Consider the following 19,428-nt stretch of genomic DNA (forward strand, 5'->3'; position numbering starts at 1 on the left):
GGGTTTGTCCAGAGCCCAGCGGCCCCTCAGTCCCAGGCGACCCGCAGGACGGTGGTCGCCTGGAGCGGGTCCTCGCCGCGGTGGGTGGCGAGGATCCCCTCGCCCTCGGCGGTCGAGGTGCGGACCGCGTCCCCGGCCGAGATCCAGGCGTTCCAGGCGGTGACGAACGCCGCGAGTCGCCGCCGGTTCCGGCCGAAGACCGCGGGAACGGAGTGGTAGACGACGCCGTCGGCGCCGCCGTCGCGCGCGTACCAGGCCTCGGTGAGCGCCAGCAGCTCCTCGCCGGTTCGGGGACGCAGGATGTAGCGCGGGACGGCGTACCGGGGCGCGGCCATCGGGGCGAGGACCTCGTCCAGCGCCACGGCGAACCGCTCGGAGGCGAGGGCGTCGACGCCGTCGAGCGAGAAGCGGTAGGTGCCGTCCGGCTCCGGCCGGACCGCGACGGCCCGCGCGCCGCGCGGGGCGAGCCCGGCCGCCTCCAGCGCGTCGGCGACCGCGTACGCGAACCGCGTGACGGGCGGTCCGGCGGCCATCCCGGCGAGGTGCGCCGACGCCGCCGCGGTCGCGCGCGCCCGGGCCGCGGCGACGGTCCTGGCCTTCCTCCTGTCGGCGAGCCGGTACGCGGCGTCGAAGAGGACGGTCAGCACCGGCGCGGTCGCCAGGACCGTCCAGATCGCGGCACCGCCGAGCGAGAGGGAGGCGGCGAAGACGATGATGAGCAGCCAGGCCCAGACCCACATGCCCACCCGGGCGCCGTCCCGCCGGTAGGGCGCCGGCCTGAACGGGGGCCACTCGGGGAGGTTCGCGGCCGGTACGTACCGGGGCCGGTCCGGTGTGCTCCCGGGCACGTCCGCCGGCGTGACGGCGAGCGCGCGGGACGGGCGGACGCGCAGGGTGTGCACCAGCTCGTCGCGGAACGGGGTGCCGAGCCGCCAGGCGCCGCGGGTCGCGGCGCGGTCCCGGGCGCGGTCCAGCATCGCCCGGTTGAGCCCGTCGAACGCGGCCGTCTCCGGCGGCGCGTACGGGGAGAACGACGCCTCCACGTGCGCGACCCCCGACACGATCTCGCCGTTCTCCGCCGCGGCGAGGTAGCCGCCATGCTTGCGGACGAACCGGTCCCAGTCGGCGGCGCCCTTGGGATGCCGGTCGGAGACGCACACGACCGTCCACGTGTTGGCGGTCTTCTCCGGCCGGTCCGGGTCCAGGCGGAGCGCCCGGCCGCGGGTCTGGACGACGGAGGTGGGCGTGGTCGCGGTGGTGAGGTCGACGAGGGTGTTGACGCCGCGGGCGTCCCAGCCCTCGCCGAGCAGGCCCCGGGTGCCCACCAGCACCCGGCAGCCGCCCGCCTCGAAGAACTCGGTGATCAGCCGTACCCAGACGCGGGGCGACCAGGGCCCGGTGACGGCCGCGGTGCCGTCGCCGGCGGGCACCGCGGTCAGGCCGCGCTCGGCGTACTCCAGGACGAACGCCCGCGCGGTGTCCTCGTCGGCGGCGACCGTCCGGCCGGTGACGAGCATGGGGGACAGCGCCCGCGTCCGCGGGTCGGCGACCAGGTTGCGCAGCATCAGCCGGGCCGAGCCCGCCTCGGCGTCCAGCACCTCGCGCAGCCGGGCCGGGAGCGTGGCGCCGGCCCGCTCGTGGTCGCACAGCACCAGGCAGCGCAGCCGGTCGCCGAGCGCCGCGCCCTCCGCCGCCGCGATCTCCACCGCGCCGTGCGTCTTCGCGGCGCTGCGGGCGAGCACCCGGTCCACCGGGGAGCGGCCGGCGCGGATGCCGCGCGCGGTCAGCTGGTACCCGACGGCGGGCAGCGCGCGCCTGATCGCCTCCAGCGCCGCCCGGTCCTTCTTCTCCCCGCTCGGCATCAGGCAGTGCAGGACGTAGTCGTTCAGCAGCGTGACCCAGTCCTCGGCCGTGGGCGGGCGGCGGTGCTCCTCGCGCATCCGGGCGCCGGGCGGCAGCACGAGCAGCTCCGCGTGGTGGAACCGCAGCGCGGCGGCGGCGATCCGCGGCTCGGCGGTCTCCAGCCGCGACCACGGCACCGTGCCTTCCGGGCCGCCCGTGCCTCCCGGGCCGCCCGCGTCCCCGTCACCGGCCGTGCCGGCGGTGCGTTCGACCATGCGGGCGTCCAGCCACTCCAGCAGCCCGGTCGAGGTGAAGTCCGGATCGATCAGGCCCACGGTCAGCTCGGTGAACCGCTCGGCCTCGCCGGCGACGTACTCGGCCTCCACCGCGGTCGGCGCGGTGAGCCAGGCCAGCTCCGCGAACGGCGCCAGGTACCGCTGCCGGACCATCGCGGGGATGGACGCGCCCAGGACCGGCGTGCCGAACAGCGCGTCGACCAGCTTCGACTCGTCCGGGGTGAGCGACTCCGGCGGCGTGGCGGTCAGGCCGACGACCCGCGCGTCCGGCAGCTCGTCCAGGATCTCGGCCAGCAGCCGGCCCCACACGTCCAGCAGGTGGTGGCACTCGTCCAGCACCAGCGTCAGCGGCCCCGCCTCGTGCATGGCCTCGACGAGCGCCCGCCCGTTGTCGTGCAGCAGCCGGACGAGCCCGCCGCGCCGGCGCTTCTGGCGGCCCTCCTCGTCGGTCTCGGCGTCCGGATCGAAGACCGCCAGCGACTGGTACGTCAGGACGGTGACCGGGGCGGCCAGGTCCCGGTCCGTGCCGGCCTCGCCGCCGCACCGCGCCCAGTGCACGACCCACTGGTTCTGGATCGCGGTGTTCGGGACGAGGACGACGGTCCGCCGCCCCAGCCGCCGCGCCGCCTCCAGCCCGACGAGCGTCTTGCCCGCGCCGGGCGGCAGCACCACCCACGCCCGCCCGTGCCCCCCGGCCCAGACCCGGTCCAGCCCGGCCAGCGCCTTCTCCTGGTACGGCCGTAGTTCCCCCGGCCACCGGGCCCCGTCCAGTTCCATCGGATCATTGTCACCGGCCGGCGGGCGAAAGCGAATGTTCCGGGCAGTACTCCTGCTCGGCACGGGCCAGGCGGCGGCGGAGCGCGGCCGAGTCCGGCGCCGTCGCCGTGATCAGGACGCCGGGGCCGGCGAGGGGCAGCACGGCCACGCCGCCGTCCGCGCGGGGCTCGCGCGGCAGGCCGGGGCCCGCCAGCAGCACGCAGCCCACGGCCCGCGCGCCGCCGAGGACGGCCCCGCTCCCGTACACGGCCGGGTCGTCCAGGCACAGCTCGTGCCGGAGCAGCGGGACGCCGCCGGCCGTCACGTCGAGGCGGCTCGCGTGCCGGCCGGGCGGCTCGCCGTGGCGGCCGAGGACCAGCTCCTCGTACCAGCGCAGCGCGGCGCCCGCCGCGAGGGTGATCCGCGCGGCCGACCGGTGGCGGCAGCCGGCCGCCGCCACGGCCGGTTCCGGGGCGAAGTCCAGGCGGCCGCCGGCGGCGACGTCCGCGCGCACGGTCAGCCGCGACTCGCCCGCGCCCGGCAGCGCGACCGACGTCGCGGCCGAGCGCACGGCGAGCGACGCGCCCTCCCGTACCGCGATGTCGAGGCGCAGGTCGTCGCCGCCGAGCGGGCCGGCCGCCGCCCCGACCAGGTACACGGCCCCGGCCGCCTCGCGCAGCGCCAGCGGGCCGTCCGAGCGCAGCAGGGGCAGGCGCGTCCGGCCGGACGCGTCGCGCTCGGCGGTGACGGCCGCGCGCGCCGTGTACGCCCGGCCGGGGGAGCGTCCGCCGGTCACGAGGCGGCGGCGCGCGCCCGGCCGCCGACGATCTCGCGGACCCACCCGGCGACCTCGGGGGCGCCGGGCCGCTCCCGCAGCGAGGTGAACGCGACCGGCCGGCCGTCGCGGACGCGGGCGGCGTCGCGGGCCATCAGGTCCAGGTCGCTGCCGACCAGCGGGGCGAGGTCGGTCTTGTTCACGACGAGCAGGTCGGCGGCCGCGACGCCGAGGCCGCCCTTGCGCGGGACGTCGTCGCCGCCCGCGACGTCCAGCACGAAGATCTGCCGGTCCGCGAGACCGCGGCTGAACAGCGCGGTCAGGTTGTCGCCGCCGCTCTCGACGATGATCAGGTCGAGGCCGGGGTGCCGCTCCTCCAGCGCCTCCACCGCGTCCAGGTTGGCGGAGATGTCGTCGCGGATCGCGGTGTGCGGGCAGGCGCCGGTGCGCACCGCGGTGATCCGGTCATCGGGCAGCACGGCCTCGCGGCGCAGGAAGTCGGCGTCCTCGGTGGTGTAGATGTCGTTGGTCACCACGGCCAGCTCCAGCTCGCCGCGCAGCGCGCGGCACAGCGCGGCGGTCAGGGCCGTCTTGCCGCTGCCGACCGGCCCGCCGATGCCGAGGCGCAGCGCGCGCCCGCCCGCCGGGGCGGCGTGGTGCGGATCGTCGTGATGATGGGCGCCCATGGGGACCTCCGTGGTTCAGGATTCGAAGAGGCGCAGCTCGGCGCCGAGGTGGAGCTCCGCGTACAGGTCGAGGAGCGGCGCGGACGGCGCGGGCAGCCCGGCCCAGTCGCCGGGCTCGCGCGCGGCCCGCTCCGCGACCGCGTCCATCTCGGGGGCCAGGCCGGCCAGCGCGCGGTGCACGGACAGGGGGTCGAGGCCGAGGAGGCGCACGGCGGCGGAGGCCGGGCCGGTGACCGCGCCGTACGCGCCGATGGCCGCCGCGTCCGCCGGGGCGCCCCCGGCCGCGGCGGTGGCGGCGCCCTGGACGAGCGGCTGGTGCGGTTCGCGCAGCACGGCCAGGGCGTCGAGCGCGGGATGCGGCCAGGTGCGGAGCGCGGCGCGCATCAGCGACCGGCCCTGCGCGCGGGACGCCGACCGCTGTGCGGGGGAGGGGGTGCGGGCGTCCGCCTCCGCGTCCAGGGCCTCCCAGCGCCATCCGGACCCGTGGCCGGACGCGGCGTGCGCGCACGCGGCGGCGGCCAGCGCGGCCGACACCAGTCCCGCCGTCGCGAGGCGGCCGCGCAGGAAGCCGGCGAGCCCCGCGACGTCCGCGACCGCGCCCGCCGTGACGGCCGGTTCGAGGCCGCCGGAATGGGCGTGGCCGCCCGCCGGGAGGCGCGAGTCCGCCAGCAGGAGCAGATGCGCGGGCAGGGTCATCGGCGCGCCATCAGAACAGGAAGTAGCGCTGGGCCATCGGCAGCTCCGCCGCGGGCGCCGGCTCGATCTCGTCGCCGTCCACCGTCACGGTGAACGTGTCGGGATCGACCTCGATGCGGGGGAGCGCCCCGTTCAGCGGCATGTCCGCCTTGCCGAGCCGCCGGGTGTCCTTCACGGGGACGAGCGCGCGCCGCACGGCGAGCCGCCCCGCCAGGCCGTCCTCGACCGCGGCCTCCGACACGAAGTGCACCGACGTCCCCGCCGCGACCGGCGGCGACGCGCCGAACATCGGGCGCGGCAGCACCGGCTGCGGCGTCGGGATCGAGGCGTTCGCGTCGCCCATCGCCGCCCACGCGATCATGCCGCCCTTCACCACCACGTGCGGCCGGACGCCGAAGAACGCCGGATCCCACAGCACCAGGTCGGCCAGCTTGCCGGGCTCCACCGAGCCGACCTCGCCGTCCAGGCCGTGCGCGACCGCCGGGTTGATCGTGTACTTGGCCACGTAGCGGCGCGCCCGCAGGTTGTCGGCCGGGCCCTCCAGCGCGCCGCGCCGCCGCTTCATCACGTGCGCGGTCTGCCAGGTGCGCAGCACCGTCTCGCCGATCCGGCCCATCGCCTGCGAGTCCGACCCGATCATCGAGATCGCGCCCAGGTCGTGCAGCACGTCCTCGGCCGCCATCGTCGTCGGCCGGATCCGCGACTCGGCGAACGCCAGGTCCTCGGGCACCGACGGGTTCAGGTGGTGGCACACCATCAGCATGTCGAGGTGCTCGTCCAGCGTGTTGACCGTGTGCGGGCGGGTCGGGTTGGTGGACGACGGCAGCACGTTCGGGTGCGCGGCGACCGTGATGATGTCGGGCGCGTGCCCGCCGCCCGCGCCCTCGGTGTGGTACGCGTGGATCGACCGGCCGCCGATCGCGCCGAGCGTCGACTCCACGTACCCGGCCTCGTTCAGCGTGTCGCTGTGCAGCGCCACCTGCACGCCGGACGCGTCCGCCACCCGCAGGCAGGCGTCGATCGCGGCGGGCGTGGAGCCCCAGTCCTCGTGCAGCTTGAACCCGGACGCGCCCGCGCGCAGCTGCTCCCACATCGCGTCCTCGGACACGGTGTTGCCCTTGCCGAGCAGCGCCACGTTCACCGGGTGGCCGTCCAGGGCCTCCAGCATGCGGTGCAGGTACCAGGCGCCGCTGACCGTGGTCGCCTTCGTGCCCTCGGCCGGGCCGGTGCCGCCGCCGATCAGCGTGGTCACGCCGGCGCCGAGCGCCTCGTCCAGCAGCTGCGGGCAGATGAGGTGGACGTGCGAGTCCACCGCGCCCGCCGTGAGGATCCTCCCGTTCCCGGCCAGCACCTCGGTGGACGGGCCGATCACCAGATCGGGGTGGACGCCGTCCATCGTGTCCGGGTTGCCGGCCTTGCCGAGCGCGACGATCCGGCCGTCCCGGACGCCCACGTCCGCCTTGACGACGCCCCAGTGGTCGAGCACCACCGCACCCGTGACCACCAGGTCGAGCGCGCCCTCCGCGCGGGTCGCGCGGGCCTGGCCCATCGACTCGCGGATCACCTTCCCGCCGCCGAACACCGCCTCGTCCCCGGCGCCCGCCGGGCCCCGGCTGCGGTCCTCGGTCACCTCCACGAACAGATCGGTGTCGGCCAGCCGGATCCGGTCGCCCGCGGTCGGCCCGTACAGCGCGGCGTACCGCTCCCGCGACAGCTGAGTGCTCAATTGCCTCGCCTCCGCTCGGCGCTTCGCGGGCGTTGCCGGTGGCGCTCAGTGCCCATCTAGGGGTCCGTTCCTTTCCATTCGCAGGCCCGGGACGACGCGCGCGCCGGCCAGCGGGACGAGGTCCACGTCGCGGGTGAGGCCGGGCTCGAAGCGGACCGCCGTCCCGGCGGCCACGTCCAGCCGGTGCCCCCACGCCGCGTCGCGGTCGAACTCCAGTGCCGGGTTCGCGACGGCGAAGTGGTAGTGCGAGCCGACCTGCACGGGCCGGTCGCCGGTGTTGACGACGGTGACCGTCACGCGCGGGCGGCCCGGGTTCAGCTCGACCGGCTCCGGGCCCGGTACGACCTCGCCGGGGATCAGCGGGCGGGTCACGGCACGGGCCGGTGTACGGTGACGAGCTTGGTGCCGTCGGGGAACGTCGCCTCGATCTGGACCGACTCCAGCATCTCGGGCACGCCTTCCATGACGTCGTCACGGGTGAGAACGGTGCGGCCGGACTCCATCAGCTCGGCCACGGTGCGCCCGTCGCGGGCGCCCTCCAGGAGGTGCACCGCGATGATCGCGGTCGCCTCGGGATGGTTGAGCCGCAGCCCGCGCGCCCGGCGGTCGCGGGCCACCCCGGCGGCCACATGGATCAGCAGGCGCTCCTGCTCGTGTGGGGAGATCAGCACGATTGAGGACGCTAATCCCCGCTGACCTGCAAAGGAACGGGTGCGTTGCGCATTTAACGCCCATTTCACATAACCCCGGACGGGAAACGCCGCCGTCACCCGCATCTCACACCGCCGCAACAGCGGTGTGCGCCCGCCGGCCTGGAACGGTCCCGGTGAGGGGATGGAAACCGGCTGCTTACCGGCCGCGCCCCCGGACGAAACGGAACATTTCCAGACTTCCGCCGACGGTTGGACGATCTTGGAGGTGCTCCTTGGCCGAGGGGACGACGGAGGCGGGCGTCAGCAGGCGCGGCTTCCTCACGCGCGTCGGCGCCACCGGCGGCGCGGGCGCGATGTTCGCCACGATGGGCGCGCTGGGCCTGGCGCCCAGCGCGGAGGCGGCGGCGAGGGCGCCCTTCGTGCCGCCGCGCGCGTCGGACTTCCGGCTGCGCGGCCGCGCGGCCGCGAAGGTGGCCGTGCTCGGCGCGGGCGTGGCCGGGCTGGCCGCCGCGTACGAGCTGGGCAAGGCCGGGTACGAGGTGACCGTCCTGGAGGCGCAGGACCGGGTCGGCGGCCGCAACCGCACCCTGCGCGGCGGCGACCGCCTGGCCGAGACCGGCGGCGCCACCCAGCGCGTCGGTTTCGGCAAGGGCACCTATCTGAACGCCGGGCCCGCGCGCATCGCGCAATGGATGACCACCATGGACTACTGCCGCGAACTCGGCGTCCCCCTGGAGGTCTTCACCAATTCCAACGCCGACGCCTACCTCTTCAACGAGTCGGCCGGAATGGCGGCGCCGGTACGGTGGCGCACCGCGAAGGCCGACGTCTACGGCTACGTCTCCGAACTGCTCGCCAAGGCCACCGACCAGGGCGCCCTCGACGGACGGCTCACCGGCGCAGACAAGGAACGGCTCCTGTCGTTCCTCTCCGGATTCGGCGCGATCGGCGGAAAGGCGGACGGCTTCGCGTACAAGGGCACCGACGGCCGGCGCGGCTATTCGGTGAATCCCGGCGCCGCCGACACCGCCGGAACGGTCCTCGGCCCGGTGCCGTCCCTTTCCGACGTCTTCGCGCACGGCACCGGGCGCTATTTCTCGTTCGAGTTCGGCTACAGCCAGGCGATGCTGATGTTCCAGCCCGTCGGCGGCATGGACGCCATCCCCCGCGCCCTCGCCAAGGCGGTCGGGCACGGGCGGATCCGGACCGGCGCGGTGGTCACGAAGATCTCCAACCTGGCCCGCGGCGTGCGGATCGAGTACGAACGGGACGGCCGCGCCCGCGCGCTCGACGCCGACTTCTGCGTCGCGACGCTGCCGCCGCACATCCTCGCCAAGATCCCGCACAACCTCGGCGCCGGCGTCCAGTCGGCCCTCGCGACGCCGGTGCCCGTCTCCACCGGGAAGATCGGGCTGGAGTACCGGGGCCGCTGGTGGGAGGACGAGGAGCGGATCTACGGCGGCATAACGAACACCGACCTGGACATCTCCACCATCTGGTACCCGTCGCACGGCTACCACGGCGACCGGGGCCTGGTGGTCGGCTACTACAACTTCGGCGCCGCCGCCGACGCCTACGCCGCGCTGGACCACGCCGGCCGGCTCCGCCGCGCGCTCGACCAGGGCGCCAGGATCCACGGCGACCGCTACCGCCGGAACATCGCCTCCTCCGCGTCCATCGCCTGGAAGCGGCATGAGCACATCGAGGGCGGCTGGATCTCCTGGCCGTCGCGCGGCGCCGCGTACGCGCTGCTCAACAAGCCGCAGGGCAACGTCTACTTCTCCGGCGACTGGCTCAGCCACGAGATCGCCTGGCAGCACGGGTCGTTCGAGTCGGCGCGCAAGGTCGTCACCGAGCTCCACCAGCGGGTTCTGCAGAGCTGAACGAGGGAGACCCAGCATGATCATGCGAAGGACCATCGTGGCCGGGAGCGTGGCGGCCGTCCTGATCGGGGCGGGCGGCGCCGCGTCCGCCGCGCCAGCGAAGAAGCCGCGCCCGCCGCGCGCCACCGAGGTGCGCCCGGCCCTGCCTGACGGGCAGAGCAACCCGTCCATCGCCAACGGCGTCGCGGTCGGCTCGCTCGTCGCGACGTACACCGCCAGCGGGCTCGGACCCCGCGACGCCAACCCGGCGGCCCCCGCCGGCTCGCCGGAACGGTACGTCGACTTCCCGGGCGGCGCCCTGCCGGCCGGGGTAACGCTGACCGAGGCGCAGTCGATCAACGCGTTGAAGGCGATCAACGAGAACCTCAGGGCACAGGGCCTCACGGCAAGGGACGTGATCTCGATGCGGGCCTATCTCAGCGACCCGCCCGGCGCGGCCGGCGCGGACTTCGCCGGATGGAACCGCGCCTACCGCCAGTTCTACGCCAACACCGACCTGTCCACCGGAAAGCCGGTGAACGTCCCGCTCGGGACCGCCCCGCCCGCCGCGCCCATGCTCGTCAATCCCGCCAGACCGGCCCGGGTCACCCTGGAGATCGAGAACCTGCCGGTCGCCGGCTGGCTGGTCGAGGTGGAGGTGGTCGCCGCCTTCCGGCAGCGCTGAACGCCGCACCAGGCAAAGGAGAGCTCCCATGTCCGACTCCGCGCGTCCCGTCAGCCGCCGCACGTTCCTCCACCGCACCGGGGCGGGGGCCGCCCTGCTGGCCGGGGGCGTCCTGGCCGGCGGGACGGCCGCCGCCGCGCCGCCCGCCCGCCGGGCCGCCGCGGGCATCGCGCCCGGCGACCTCGACCCGCTCGCCCTGCTCAAGAAGATGCTCGCGTTCGACACCCAGAACCACGGCGAGGGCGGCGTCACCCGCCCGCACGCCGAGATGCTCAAGGCCGTCTGGGACTCGGCGGGCGTCCGGTCCGAGATCATCCCGACCCCGAAGAAGGACAACGTCCACCTCATCGCCCGGATCGAGGGCACCACCGCCGCCGCGCCGCTGCTGCTGCTCGGGCACTCCGACGTCGTTCCCGTGGAACGCGCCAAATGGTCGGTCGACCCGTTCGCCGGGATCGTCGAGGACGGCGAGATCTACGGCCGCGGCGCGCTCGACATGAAGGGCGCGAACGCCGCGTTCGTGTCCGCCCTGCTCCGCCACCTGAACGAGGGAGGCAGGTTCGAGCGCGACATCATCGTGCTCACCGACTGCGACGAGGAGGCCGGCCCGCACGGCTCGCGCTGGCTCGCCGAGCACCACTGGGACAAGATCGACGCGGGGATGGTCCTCACCGAGGGCGGCTGGTTCCTCGCGCAGAAGGACCGCAGGACGCCGATGCTCATCACGGTGACCCGCCAGGACAAGGTCTACTTCAACCTCGACATCACCGCCGACGGCACCGCCACCCACTCCTCCAAGCCGAACCCCGACTCCGCCATCGCGACGCTGTCCCGGGCCGTCGCGCACCTCGACGGCTGGCTCGCGCCGGTCACCCTCACCCCGGTCACCCGCGAGTACTTCACCGCGCTCGCCGAGGCGACCTCCGACCGGGCGTTCCGGAAGGCCGTCGAGCTGATGCTGGCCGCCCGGTCCCGGCCCGCCCTCGAACGGGCCGCCGCCCTCGTCGTCAAGCGCAGCTCGTACCCGTGGCTGCACCGCGCCCTGCTCCGCACCACCCACGCCTTCGTGATCGAGGACGCGGGCTACAAGGAGAACGTGATCCCGTCCACGGCCACCGTCCGGATCAACTGCCGCGGCGTGCCCGGAGGGCAGCGCCCGCGCGACTTCCTGGCCGATGTCCGCGGCCGCCTCAAGGACCGGAACGTCACCGTCAAGCTCGTCGGCAACCCGGGCGAATCGGAGGAGGACGCCCTCAAGCGGCTGGACGAGACGTTCGCCAAGCCGCCGTCCAGCATCGACTCGCCCCTGTACGAGGCCATCAGCGGCGCCGCCGCGCGGACCTACCCGGACGCGCTCTTCGCCCCCGCCCTGTTCGAGGCGGGCACCAGCCTGGCGCCGTGGACGTCGCGCGGCGTCCCCGGCTACGGCGTCTACCCGTACGTCCTCGACAACGACCAGCTCATCGGCATGCACGGCAACGACGAGCGCATCACCGTCGAGGCCCTGAAGCAGGGCACCGACTTCATGTACCGCCTCTTCGACCGCTTCAGGACCCGGTGATCCCCGCCAGCCGCCCGATGGACGGGTAGTCGGCGACCAGCCCGTCCCTGAACTCGATGTCCTCCTGGAACCCCTCGCTGGAGAAGCGGAACACCAGGTGGCCGCCGTCCCGGCGGACGCGCTCGTACGTCTGCCGGGACGGCACCACGGCCAGGTCGGGCACCGACACCCACGCCATCAGGTGCTCGGCCGGCCCGTCGCCGTCCAGCCGCAGCGCCGGCATCGAGTTGGTCAGCGGCGACAGCCCGAGATCGCAGTCCAGCGCGCCGCGCAGCGCCGCCGCGTCCCCGCCCGGCGGCGGCATGGCGACGCGCCCCTCGGCGCGGGCGCTGACGCTCCATTCGCCCTCCGGCCGGTTGACCAGCTCCAGCCACCGCCGCCACGGGCCCGTCTCCGGGTCGGTGCCGTACGTCTCGACCAGCAGCCGCGCGGTGACGTACCGGTCGCCGGTGGTCAGCTCGTACTCCAGCCGGTACGGCGGCGGCCCGGCGCCGATCGCCGTCCCCGAGGCGGTCAGCCGCCCCGCGGCGATCTCCACCTCCGCGATCTCCGCACCCTCCGGCTTCACCCACACGACCGATCGGACCATGCCGCCTCCTCTACCCCGAGGTGATCCTGATCATCGCGGGCACGACGGCGTCCCACACCCGGCGCGGCAGCTCCTGGCCGGTTCCGGGCAGGACGAGCAGCTCGGCGCCGGGGATGTCGCGGGCCAGCGCCTCACCGTTCCCGACCGGGAAGAACGGGTCGTCCTCCCCATGGACCACCAGCGCCGGGACGGCGATCCCGCCGAGCCGCTCCCGCCACCGCGGGCGGGAGTCCATCGCCGCGAACGAGGTCCCCAGGTGGTTGGACCGCTGGACGGCGCGGTCCGCGGACGGTGCCCGGTCGTAGACCCGGCCGGCGCGCTCGCGGACCGCCGCCTCGTCGATACCGGCGGAACCGGCCAGGTGCCGCGCCCCCTCGACCATCGCCTCGACCACCGCAGCGCGGTCGGACCAGTCGGGCTCCGGCGCCGACATCATGAACTTCATGAACGCGGGGGAGTGCTCGGGCAGGTCCGGGTCGGCGGGGCCGGGCGCGACCGCGCGGGAGGCGATCAGCGTGAGCGAGGCGACCCGGTCCGGATGGTCGAGGGCCAGCAGCTGGGCGATCCAGCCGCCCGCGCCGAACCCCGCGACGTGCGCGCGCGGCAGCTCCAGCGCGTCCAGCAGCCCGGCCGCGTCGGCGACGAGGTCGCGCAGCGTGTACGCGGGCGCGTCCGGGTCGGCGGTCGTGGAGCGGCCCGTGTCGCGCAGGTCGTAGCGCACCACGAGCCGCGGCCCCTCCTCGGCGAGCCGCGCGCACAGGCCGTCCGGCCAGGCGAGCATCGACGTGCCGATCAGCAGGAGCGGCACGCCCCCGGGCCTCCCGAACGTCTGCGCGCACAGCTCGACCCCGTTCACCGGCACGAGGCGCTCATCACTCACGGTCACTCCCTTCTCTCCGGAAACTTCCGTGGGGGCAGACCGCCGGGGGAACCGGAACTCATCGGCCCGGCGGGCTCGGGCCCGGGATGTCCCAGGGCGGGATTAGACTCGCCGCCGTGGCAGGCCGGATTCGTAATGAGGACATCGCGCTCGTGCGGGAGCGGTCACCCATCGACGACGTCATCGGGGAGTACCTCCAGCTCCGCAACGCCGGGGGCGGCAACCTCAAGGGTCTGTGCCCGTTCCATGACGAGAAGTCGCCGTCGTTCAACGTGACCCCGTCCCGGGGCCTCTTCTACTGCTTCGGCTGCGCCGCCGGCGGCGACGTGATCAAGTTCGTGCAGGAGATCGACCACCTGTCGTTCTCCGAGGCCGTCGAGCGGCTGGCGGTGAAGGCCGGCGTCCAGCTGCGGTACGAGGACACCGGCGGCTACACCCCCCGGCAGGACTCCGGCCAGCGCGCGCGGCTGCTGGAGGCGCACCGGGCGGCGGCGGAGTTCTACGCCGAGCGGCTGCGGTCGCCGGACGGGGTGATCGGGCGCAAGTTCCTGTCCGAGCGCGGGTTCGAGGCGGCCGACGCCGAGCGGTTCGGGGTCGGCTTCGCGCCGCGCGAGTGGGAGGGCCTGGTCCGGCACCTGCGCGGGCGCGGGTTCGCCGACCGGGAGATGATCGCCGGCGGGCTGGCCAAGGAGGGCCGGCGCGGCCCGATGGACCGCTTCCGCGGTCGGCTGATCTGGCCGATCCGCGACCTGAGCGGCGACGTGATCGGCTTCGGCGCCCGGCGGCTGTACGAGGACGACGACGGCCCCAAGTACCTCAACACCCCCGAGTCGCCGCTCTTCCACAAGGGCTCGGTGCTGTACGGCGCCGACCTGGCCAAGAAGGAGATCGCGCGGCGCCGGCAGGCGGTGGTGGTCGAGGGCTACACCGACGTGATGGCCTGCCACCTGTCCGGGGTTCCCACGGCCATCGCGACCTGCGGCACCTCGTTCGGCGACGACCACATCAAGATCCTGCGCCGGCTGCTGATGGACCAGGACGAGTTCCGCGGCGAGGTGATCTTCACCTTCGACGGCGACTCGGCCGGGCAGAAGGCGGCGCTGCGGGCGTTCGCCGACGAGCAGAAGTTCGTGACGCAGACGTTCGTGGCGGTGCAGCCGGACGGGCTCGACCCGTGCGACCTGCGGATCCGGCAGGGCGAGGCGGCGGTGCGCGATCTGGTGGCGTCCCGGCTGCCGCTGTTCGAGTTCGCCATCCGCAGCGCGATCGAGCAGCACGACCTCGACACCGCCGAGGGCCGGCTGGGCGCGCTGGACGCGGCCGCCCCGGTGGTCGCGGCGATCAAGGACCGGGCGCTGCGGCAGATGTACGCGGTCAGCCTGGACCGCTGGCTCGGGATCATGGACGAGCAGTTCGTGCTGCGCCGCGTGCGGGAGCTGGCGGCCCGGCGGGCGGGCACCGGCCGCCAGGGCGCCAACGGCCAGAACGGGCGCCAGGGGCAGCCGGGAGGCCCGCAGGGGCGCGGGCAGGGCCAGGGGCAGAACGGCCCGGGACCGGCGGACGCGGCGGCCGAGCGGCCCGCGTTCGATCCGGGCGACCCGGAGGTGCGCCGCGAGCGCGAGCTGCTCAAGCTGGCGGTGCAGCGCCCGGCGCTGCTGGGCCCGGAGTTCGACGAGGTCCCGGCGGAGGCGTTCATCGCGCCGCCGCACGCCGCGGTGCGCGCGGTGATCGGGTCGGCCGGCGGGGTGGCCGCGGCCGGCGGTGCCCAGGAGTGGGTGGCCGCGCTGCTGGAGCTGGCGCCGAACGACCAGGTCAAGGGGCTGGTGACGCAGCTCGGAGTCGAGCAGGTGCACTCCGCTCAGGAATCGGATGACCGCTATGCCGCGGAACTGCTCGCCCGAATCCAGGAACGCCAGCTCACACGCTTGATCGCGGACGCCAAATCTAAACTCGGGCGGCTGAATCCGGTCGAGCAGGCCGAGGAGTACAACCGGCTGTTCGGCGATCTTGTCGCGCTTGAGCAGCAGAGACGAGTGATGCGCGAGCGCGGCCTCGGGTCACAGTAAGTCAAGGGACCGCAAAATGGGTCCTGTGATCTTGGGCCCCCTTGCCGCAGACTGTCTCCGTGGGCCCTTCGGTGCTGCCAAGCGAGGCGCCATCGGTTGACCAGGTGGCGGACCTTGTCGCGCGCGGCAGAGAGCGCGGCGGTGTGACCGTCGACGACGTAGCCGCTGCACTCGATCGCTCCGACTTGCCGGACGACTCCCTGGAGCGGGTCGTCCGGATGCTCGCAGAGCAGGGGGTAGAGGTCCTCGAATCTCCGCAGGAGACCGAGGACGTCACGCGAGCTGACGAGGGAGACCTCGGCAAGCGGGCGCCGACGAGCGATCTGGTCCGGATCTATCTGCGGGAAATCGGTCGCGTACCGCTTCTCACGGCAGAAGATGAAGTCGAACTAGCGAAATCGATCGAGGCGGGGCTGTTCGCCGAGGAGAAGATGGCGCACGCCGTCATCCTCTCCCGGGCCGAGCGGATCGACCTCGAACTGCTCGCCCGCGACGGGGCACGGGCGAAGCAACGACTGATCGAGGCCAACCTCCGGCTGGTGGTCTCGATCGCCAAACGCTACGTGGGCCGGGGAATGCTCTTCCTCGACCTCATCCAGGAGGGAAATCTCGGACTCATCCGCGCGGTCGAGAAATTCGACTACACGAAGGGGTTCAAGTTCTCGACGTACGCGACCTGGTGGATCCGCCAGGCGATCACCCGGGCCATCGCCGACCAGGCCCGGACCATCCGGATCCCGGTGCACATGGTGGAGACCATCAACAAGCTGGTGCGGGTGCAGCGCCAGATGCACCAGGACTTCGGCCGGGAGCCGACCCCGGACGAGATCGGCCTGGAGATGGGGCTGTCCCCGGTCCGGGTCGTGGAGATCCAGCGGATCGCCCAGGAGCCGGTCTCGCTGCAGTCGCCGATCGGGGAGGAAGACTCCGACCTCGGCGACTTCATCGAGGACGCCGACGCCGTCGTGCCGATCGAGGCGGCGGCGTTCATCCTGCTCCAGGACCAGCTGGAGGACATCCTCGGCACCCTGTCGGAACGGGAGCAGCGCATCATCCAGCTGCGCTTCGGCCTGACCGACGGCCATCCCCGGACGCTGGAGGAGGTCGGCCGGGAGTTCGGGGTCACGCGGGAGCGGATCCGCCAGATCGAGTCGAAGACGCTGGCGAAGCTGCGCCACCCCTCGCGTGCCCAGACCCTTCGCGAGTACCTCGACTGACCCTCTCGACCCTGTCCCCCCTGTGACCTCTGCCGTGACCGCGTCCGCGGTCACGGCAGAGGCCCGTCCGGCGGATTCGGCGGGCGAATCAGGAGCGAAGTGAGCATTCCGTCCCCGCCGTGGATTACCGTGGGGGCATGCTGATCGTGACGACCGATGGTCTGCCGGGGTACGAGATCCGCAGCGTGCTCGGCGAGGCGCTGGGGGTGGCCGTCCAGACCGATCAGGCGCGGGCCGCGGCGCCGGGGCACGGGGGCAGCAGCGCCACGTTCCGGGTGACCGGTGAGACGCCGGCCGCGGGGCTGGCCGCCGCCCGCCGCGAGGCCGTCGACCGGCTGGGCGAGGAGGCCCGCCGCAAGGGCGCCAACGCGGTGCTGGGCATGTGCTTCGAGACGGTGGCGCTGGCCGGAGGCGGCCACGAGGTGTGCGCGTACGGCACGGCGGTCTGGGCCGAGGCCGCGCCGAACGCCGCGCAGGGCCACCAGGCGCCGGGCCACCCGGGTGCCGTCCCGCAGGCCAAGCAGCCGCAGCCGCAGGGCGGCATGCCGCCGTACGGCGAGCCGCAGCCCGGCGGGCCGCCAATGGCCGCCCGCAACCTCACGATCGGGTTGCACGACCGGCCGCGCTGACCCACCGGGCCGGACCGGCCGACTCCGGACGATCACGGCGTACCGGTTGACGCAGCGGCTCCCCGCGCCGGCTAATTCAGGCGAGCCTTAGTGGACCAAGGGGAGCCCTCATGCGTCTTGTCCGTGCCCTGGCCTGCGCGAGCGCGGCCGCCCTGCCGATGACCGTCCTCGCGGCGTGCGGCGGGGAGGAACGCACGCGGGCGGGCGCGAGCCCGGCGGGCGGCGGCGGGGCGGTGGCGATCGAGGCGTCCGACAACGGGTGCGAGGTCGCCAAGAAGGAGTACACCGCCGGCACGATCGACTTCCGGATCACCAACAGGGGCCGCGAGGTCACCGAGGTGTACGTGTACGCCCCCGGCGACAAGATCATGACCGAGCGGGAGAACATCCGGCCCGGGACCACCGTGACGCTGACCGTCCAGCTCGGCGCCGGCAACTACCAGATCGCCTGCGAGCCCGGCATGACCCCGCCCGACTTCCGGCAGGACATCACCGTCAGCGGCCAGGCCGACCATGCCACCGATCCGCGGCTGGCCAGGGCGCTCACCGGCTACCGGGCCTACGTCGTCCGGCAGACCGACGACTCGATCGCCAAGGCGCGCGCGTTCGTGGCCGCGTTCAAGAAGGGCGACGTCGCCGAGGCCAAGCGGCTGTACGCGCCGTCCCGCGTCGGCTGGGAGCGGATCGAGCCGGTCGCCGAGTCGTTCGGCGACCTCGACCCCCGGGTGGACGCCCGCGAGGCCGACCTGGAGCCCGGCCAGAAGTGGACGGGCTGGCACCGGCTGGAGAAGGCGCTGTGGAAGACCGGCTCCACGAAGGGCGAGGAGGGCCACGCCGACCGGCTGCTGAAGGACCTCGGCGAGCTGCGCGCCAAGGTGACCGCGGCGCAGCTGGACCCGCCGATCACCCCCGCGTCGATGGCCAACGGCGCCAAGGAGCTGCTGGACGAGGTCGCCACCGGCAAGATCACCGGTGAGGAGGAGGCGTTCAGCCACACCGACCTCGTGGACTTCAAGGCCAACGTCGACGGCGCCCGCACGGTGTACGACCTGCTCAAGGTGGTCGTGCTGGAGAAGGACCCCGCGCTGGCCAAGGAACTGGACGGCGCGTTCGCCGAGGTGGACGGCCTGCTGAAGAAGTACGAGAAGAGCGGCGGCTTCGGCGGCTACGTCTCGTACGACACGGTCGGGAAGGCGCAGCGCAAGGAGCTGTCGGACGCCGTGAACGCGCTCGGCGAGCCGCTGTCCAGGCTCGCGGCGTCCGTCGTCCGATGACGGGCGTGTCCCGGCGGCGGCTGCTCGGCGTGTCGGGCGCGGGCCTGCTGGCGGGCGCCGCGGCCGGCGCGGGCGCCGAGCGCGCCGCGTCCGCCGGGCGGGACGCCGCCGAGGAGGAGGCGCCGGCCGCGATCCCCTTCTACGGGAGGCATCAGGCGGGGATCGCGACGCCCGTCCAGGACCGGCTCCACTTCGCCGCGTTCGACGTGGTCACCCGGGACCGGGAGCGGCTCGTCCGGACGCTGCGGGAGTGGACGGCGGCCGCGGCGGCGATGGCGGCGGGGGAGCCGGTCGGCGGCGGCGCGGTCGGCGGGCCCGGCCTGGCGCCGCCCGACGACACCGGCGAGGCGCTCGGCCTGCCCGCGTCCCGGCTGACGCTCACCGTCGGGTTCGGCCCGTCCCTGTTCGAGAACGAGCACCTCGGCCTCCAGGCCCGCCGCCCGCCCGCGCTGGTGGACCTGCCGCGCTTCCCCGGCGACCGGCTGGACGCCGGGCGCAGCGGGGGCGACCTCGCCGTCCAGGCGTGCGCCGACGACCCGCAGGTGGCCGTGCACGCCGTGCGCAACCTCGCGCGGATCGGGTTCGGGACGGTGGCGGTGCGCTGGTCGCAGCTCGGCTTCGGCAAGACGTCCTCGACGACGCCGGCGGCGCGGACGCCGCGGAACCTGTTCGGGTTCAAGGACGGGACCGCGAACATCCCCGGCGGCGACGCGGCGCTCCTGGACCGGCACGTGTGGGCGGCGGCGGGCGACGGCGCGCCCTGGATGGCGGGCGGCTCCTATCTGGTGGCCCGCCGGATCCGGATGCACATCGAGACGTGGGACCGCACCTCCCTGCGCGAGCAGGAGGACATCATCGGCCGCAGCAAGGGCGAGGGCGCCCCCGCGGGGCGCCTGAGGGAGCGCGACGAGGTCGACCCGGCCCGGATGAGGCCGGACGCGCACGTCCGGCTCGCGCATCCGAGCGCCGGCGGCGGCGCCCGCATGCTGCGGCGCGGCTACTCGTTCACGGACGGGACCGACGGGCTGGGGCGCCTGGACGCCGGCCTGTTCTTCATCGCGTTCCAGCGCGACCCGCGCACCGGCTTCATCCCCGTGCAGAGGTCGCTGGCGGACGACGCGCTGAACGAGTACGTCCAGCACGTCGGCTCGGGAGTCTACGCCTGCCCGCCCGGCGTCCGGGAGGGCGGCCACTGGGGCGAGGGGCTCTTCACCTAGCCGCCCCCGGCCCCCTCA

Annotated in this window: 17 protein-coding genes; 8 read left to right on the forward strand and 9 right to left on the reverse strand. The window is 74.4% G+C overall.

Annotation, left to right across the window (positions count from 1 at the left end):
* Window positions 1–26: 26 nt before the first annotated feature.
* Genes AB0881_RS03475 through AB0881_RS03505 form a run of 7 tightly spaced genes read right to left on the reverse strand, consistent with a single transcriptional unit; the run spans window position 27 to window position 7,448 of the window.
* Window positions 27–2,915 carry a DEAD/DEAH box helicase family protein gene (locus AB0881_RS03475; RefSeq protein ID WP_366613859.1) on the reverse strand — a complete coding sequence of 963 codons (2,889 nt, stop codon included), beginning with the start codon at window positions 2,913–2,915 and terminating at the stop codon, window positions 27–29.
* Window positions 2,916–2,925: 10 nt separating this feature from the next.
* Window positions 2,926–3,690 (reverse strand): urease accessory protein UreD, encoded by a 765-nt coding sequence (locus AB0881_RS03480; RefSeq protein ID WP_366613860.1) that lies wholly within the window; start codon window positions 3,688–3,690, stop codon window positions 2,926–2,928.
* Window positions 3,687–4,355 carry an urease accessory protein UreG gene (gene ureG, locus AB0881_RS03485; protein WP_366613861.1) on the reverse strand — a complete coding sequence of 223 codons (669 nt, stop codon included), beginning with the start codon at window positions 4,353–4,355 and terminating at the stop codon, window positions 3,687–3,689. Before ureG ends, AB0881_RS03480 begins: the two co-directional genes overlap by 4 nt.
* A gap of 15 nt (window positions 4,356–4,370) precedes the next feature.
* Complete coding sequence (locus AB0881_RS03490) at window positions 4,371–5,051, reverse strand: urease accessory UreF family protein (protein WP_366613862.1); 681 nt, start codon at window positions 5,049–5,051, stop codon at window positions 4,371–4,373.
* Between the two features lie 10 nt (window positions 5,052–5,061).
* Window positions 5,062–6,777, reverse strand: coding sequence for an urease subunit alpha (locus AB0881_RS03495; RefSeq protein ID WP_366613863.1), 1,716 nt, complete (start codon window positions 6,775–6,777; stop codon window positions 5,062–5,064).
* Window positions 6,778–6,822: 45 nt separating this feature from the next.
* A complete protein-coding gene (locus AB0881_RS03500) occupies window positions 6,823–7,137 on the reverse strand; it encodes an urease subunit beta (protein ID WP_366613989.1) in 315 nt (104 codons plus the stop codon).
* 8 nt (window positions 7,138–7,145) lie between these two features.
* A complete protein-coding gene (locus AB0881_RS03505) occupies window positions 7,146–7,448 on the reverse strand; it encodes an urease subunit gamma (protein ID WP_366613864.1) in 303 nt (100 codons plus the stop codon).
* A 254-nt stretch (window positions 7,449–7,702) separates the two neighbouring features.
* Here AB0881_RS03505 and AB0881_RS03510 point away from each other — a divergent pair, with 254 nt between their 5' ends.
* The 3 genes from AB0881_RS03510 to AB0881_RS03520 are packed head-to-tail and all read left to right on the forward strand — an operon-like array spanning window position 7,703 to window position 11,538.
* Complete coding sequence (locus tag AB0881_RS03510) at window positions 7,703–9,313, forward strand: FAD-dependent oxidoreductase (protein WP_366613865.1); 1,611 nt, start codon at window positions 7,703–7,705, stop codon at window positions 9,311–9,313.
* A gap of 16 nt (window positions 9,314–9,329) precedes the next feature.
* Window positions 9,330–9,977 carry a Rid family hydrolase gene (locus AB0881_RS03515; RefSeq protein WP_366613866.1) on the forward strand — a complete coding sequence of 216 codons (648 nt, stop codon included), beginning with the start codon at window positions 9,330–9,332 and terminating at the stop codon, window positions 9,975–9,977.
* A gap of 28 nt (window positions 9,978–10,005) precedes the next feature.
* The gene (locus AB0881_RS03520) at window positions 10,006–11,538 is read left to right on the forward strand and encodes a M20/M25/M40 family metallo-hydrolase (RefSeq protein ID WP_366613867.1); all 1,533 of its coding nucleotides are present in this window, start codon (window positions 10,006–10,008) and stop codon (window positions 11,536–11,538) included.
* Here AB0881_RS03520 and AB0881_RS03525 read toward each other — a convergent pair.
* Window positions 11,525–12,127 (reverse strand): putative glycolipid-binding domain-containing protein, encoded by a 603-nt coding sequence (locus AB0881_RS03525; protein ID WP_366613868.1) that lies wholly within the window; start codon window positions 12,125–12,127, stop codon window positions 11,525–11,527. The genes AB0881_RS03520 and AB0881_RS03525 overlap by 14 nt on opposite strands.
* Before the next feature lie 10 nt (window positions 12,128–12,137).
* Window positions 12,138–13,007 carry an alpha/beta hydrolase gene (locus tag AB0881_RS03530; RefSeq protein ID WP_366613869.1) on the reverse strand — a complete coding sequence of 290 codons (870 nt, stop codon included), beginning with the start codon at window positions 13,005–13,007 and terminating at the stop codon, window positions 12,138–12,140.
* 116 nt (window positions 13,008–13,123) lie between these two features.
* Between AB0881_RS03530 and dnaG the strand changes: the two genes are divergently transcribed.
* The 5 genes from dnaG (at window position 13,124) to efeB (ending at window position 19,410) form a co-directional block, all read left to right on the forward strand.
* Window positions 13,124–15,073, forward strand: coding sequence for a DNA primase (gene dnaG, locus AB0881_RS03535; RefSeq protein WP_366613870.1), 1,950 nt, complete (start codon window positions 13,124–13,126; stop codon window positions 15,071–15,073).
* Between the two features lie 71 nt (window positions 15,074–15,144).
* A complete protein-coding gene (rpoD, locus tag AB0881_RS03540) occupies window positions 15,145–16,290 on the forward strand; it encodes an RNA polymerase sigma factor RpoD (protein WP_366613991.1) in 1,146 nt (381 codons plus the stop codon).
* A gap of 137 nt (window positions 16,291–16,427) precedes the next feature.
* On the forward strand, window positions 16,428–16,919 hold the full coding sequence (locus AB0881_RS03545) for a heavy metal-binding domain-containing protein (protein WP_366613871.1): 492 nt from the start codon (window positions 16,428–16,430) through the stop codon (window positions 16,917–16,919).
* Window positions 16,920–17,029: 110 nt separating this feature from the next.
* Window positions 17,030–18,193, forward strand: coding sequence for an iron uptake system protein EfeO (gene efeO / locus AB0881_RS03550; protein WP_366613872.1), 1,164 nt, complete (start codon window positions 17,030–17,032; stop codon window positions 18,191–18,193).
* A complete protein-coding gene (efeB, locus tag AB0881_RS03555) occupies window positions 18,190–19,410 on the forward strand; it encodes an iron uptake transporter deferrochelatase/peroxidase subunit (protein WP_366613873.1) in 1,221 nt (406 codons plus the stop codon). The genes efeO and efeB overlap by 4 nt, the downstream gene beginning before the upstream one ends.
* Window positions 19,411–19,428: the final 18 nt, after the last annotated feature.

The sequence above is a fragment of the Spirillospora sp. NPDC029432 genome (assembly GCF_040703975.1).
In the GTDB taxonomy this organism is placed as follows: domain Bacteria; phylum Actinomycetota; class Actinomycetes; order Streptosporangiales; family Streptosporangiaceae; genus Spirillospora.

Excerpts from the sequence above, each read along its gene's own strand:
- efeB (WP_366613873.1), top strand. The coding sequence starts at position 18,190 with ATGACGGGCGTGTCCCGGCGGCGGCTGCTCGGCGTGTCGGGCGCGGGC.
- AB0881_RS03475 (WP_366613859.1), bottom strand. The coding sequence starts at position 2,915 with ATGGAACTGGACGGGGCCCGGTGGCCGGGGGAACTACGGCCGTACCAG.
- AB0881_RS03515 (WP_366613866.1), top strand. The coding sequence starts at position 9,330 with ATGATCATGCGAAGGACCATCGTGGCCGGGAGCGTGGCGGCCGTCCTG.
- AB0881_RS03490 (WP_366613862.1), bottom strand. The coding sequence starts at position 5,051 with ATGACCCTGCCCGCGCATCTGCTCCTGCTGGCGGACTCGCGCCTCCCG.
- efeO (WP_366613872.1), top strand. The coding sequence starts at position 17,030 with ATGCGTCTTGTCCGTGCCCTGGCCTGCGCGAGCGCGGCCGCCCTGCCG.
- ureG (WP_366613861.1), bottom strand. The coding sequence starts at position 4,355 with ATGGGCGCCCATCATCACGACGATCCGCACCACGCCGCCCCGGCGGGC.
- AB0881_RS03520 (WP_366613867.1), top strand. The coding sequence starts at position 10,006 with ATGTCCGACTCCGCGCGTCCCGTCAGCCGCCGCACGTTCCTCCACCGC.
- AB0881_RS03545 (WP_366613871.1), top strand. The coding sequence starts at position 16,428 with ATGCTGATCGTGACGACCGATGGTCTGCCGGGGTACGAGATCCGCAGC.
- AB0881_RS03525 (WP_366613868.1), bottom strand. The coding sequence starts at position 12,127 with ATGGTCCGATCGGTCGTGTGGGTGAAGCCGGAGGGTGCGGAGATCGCG.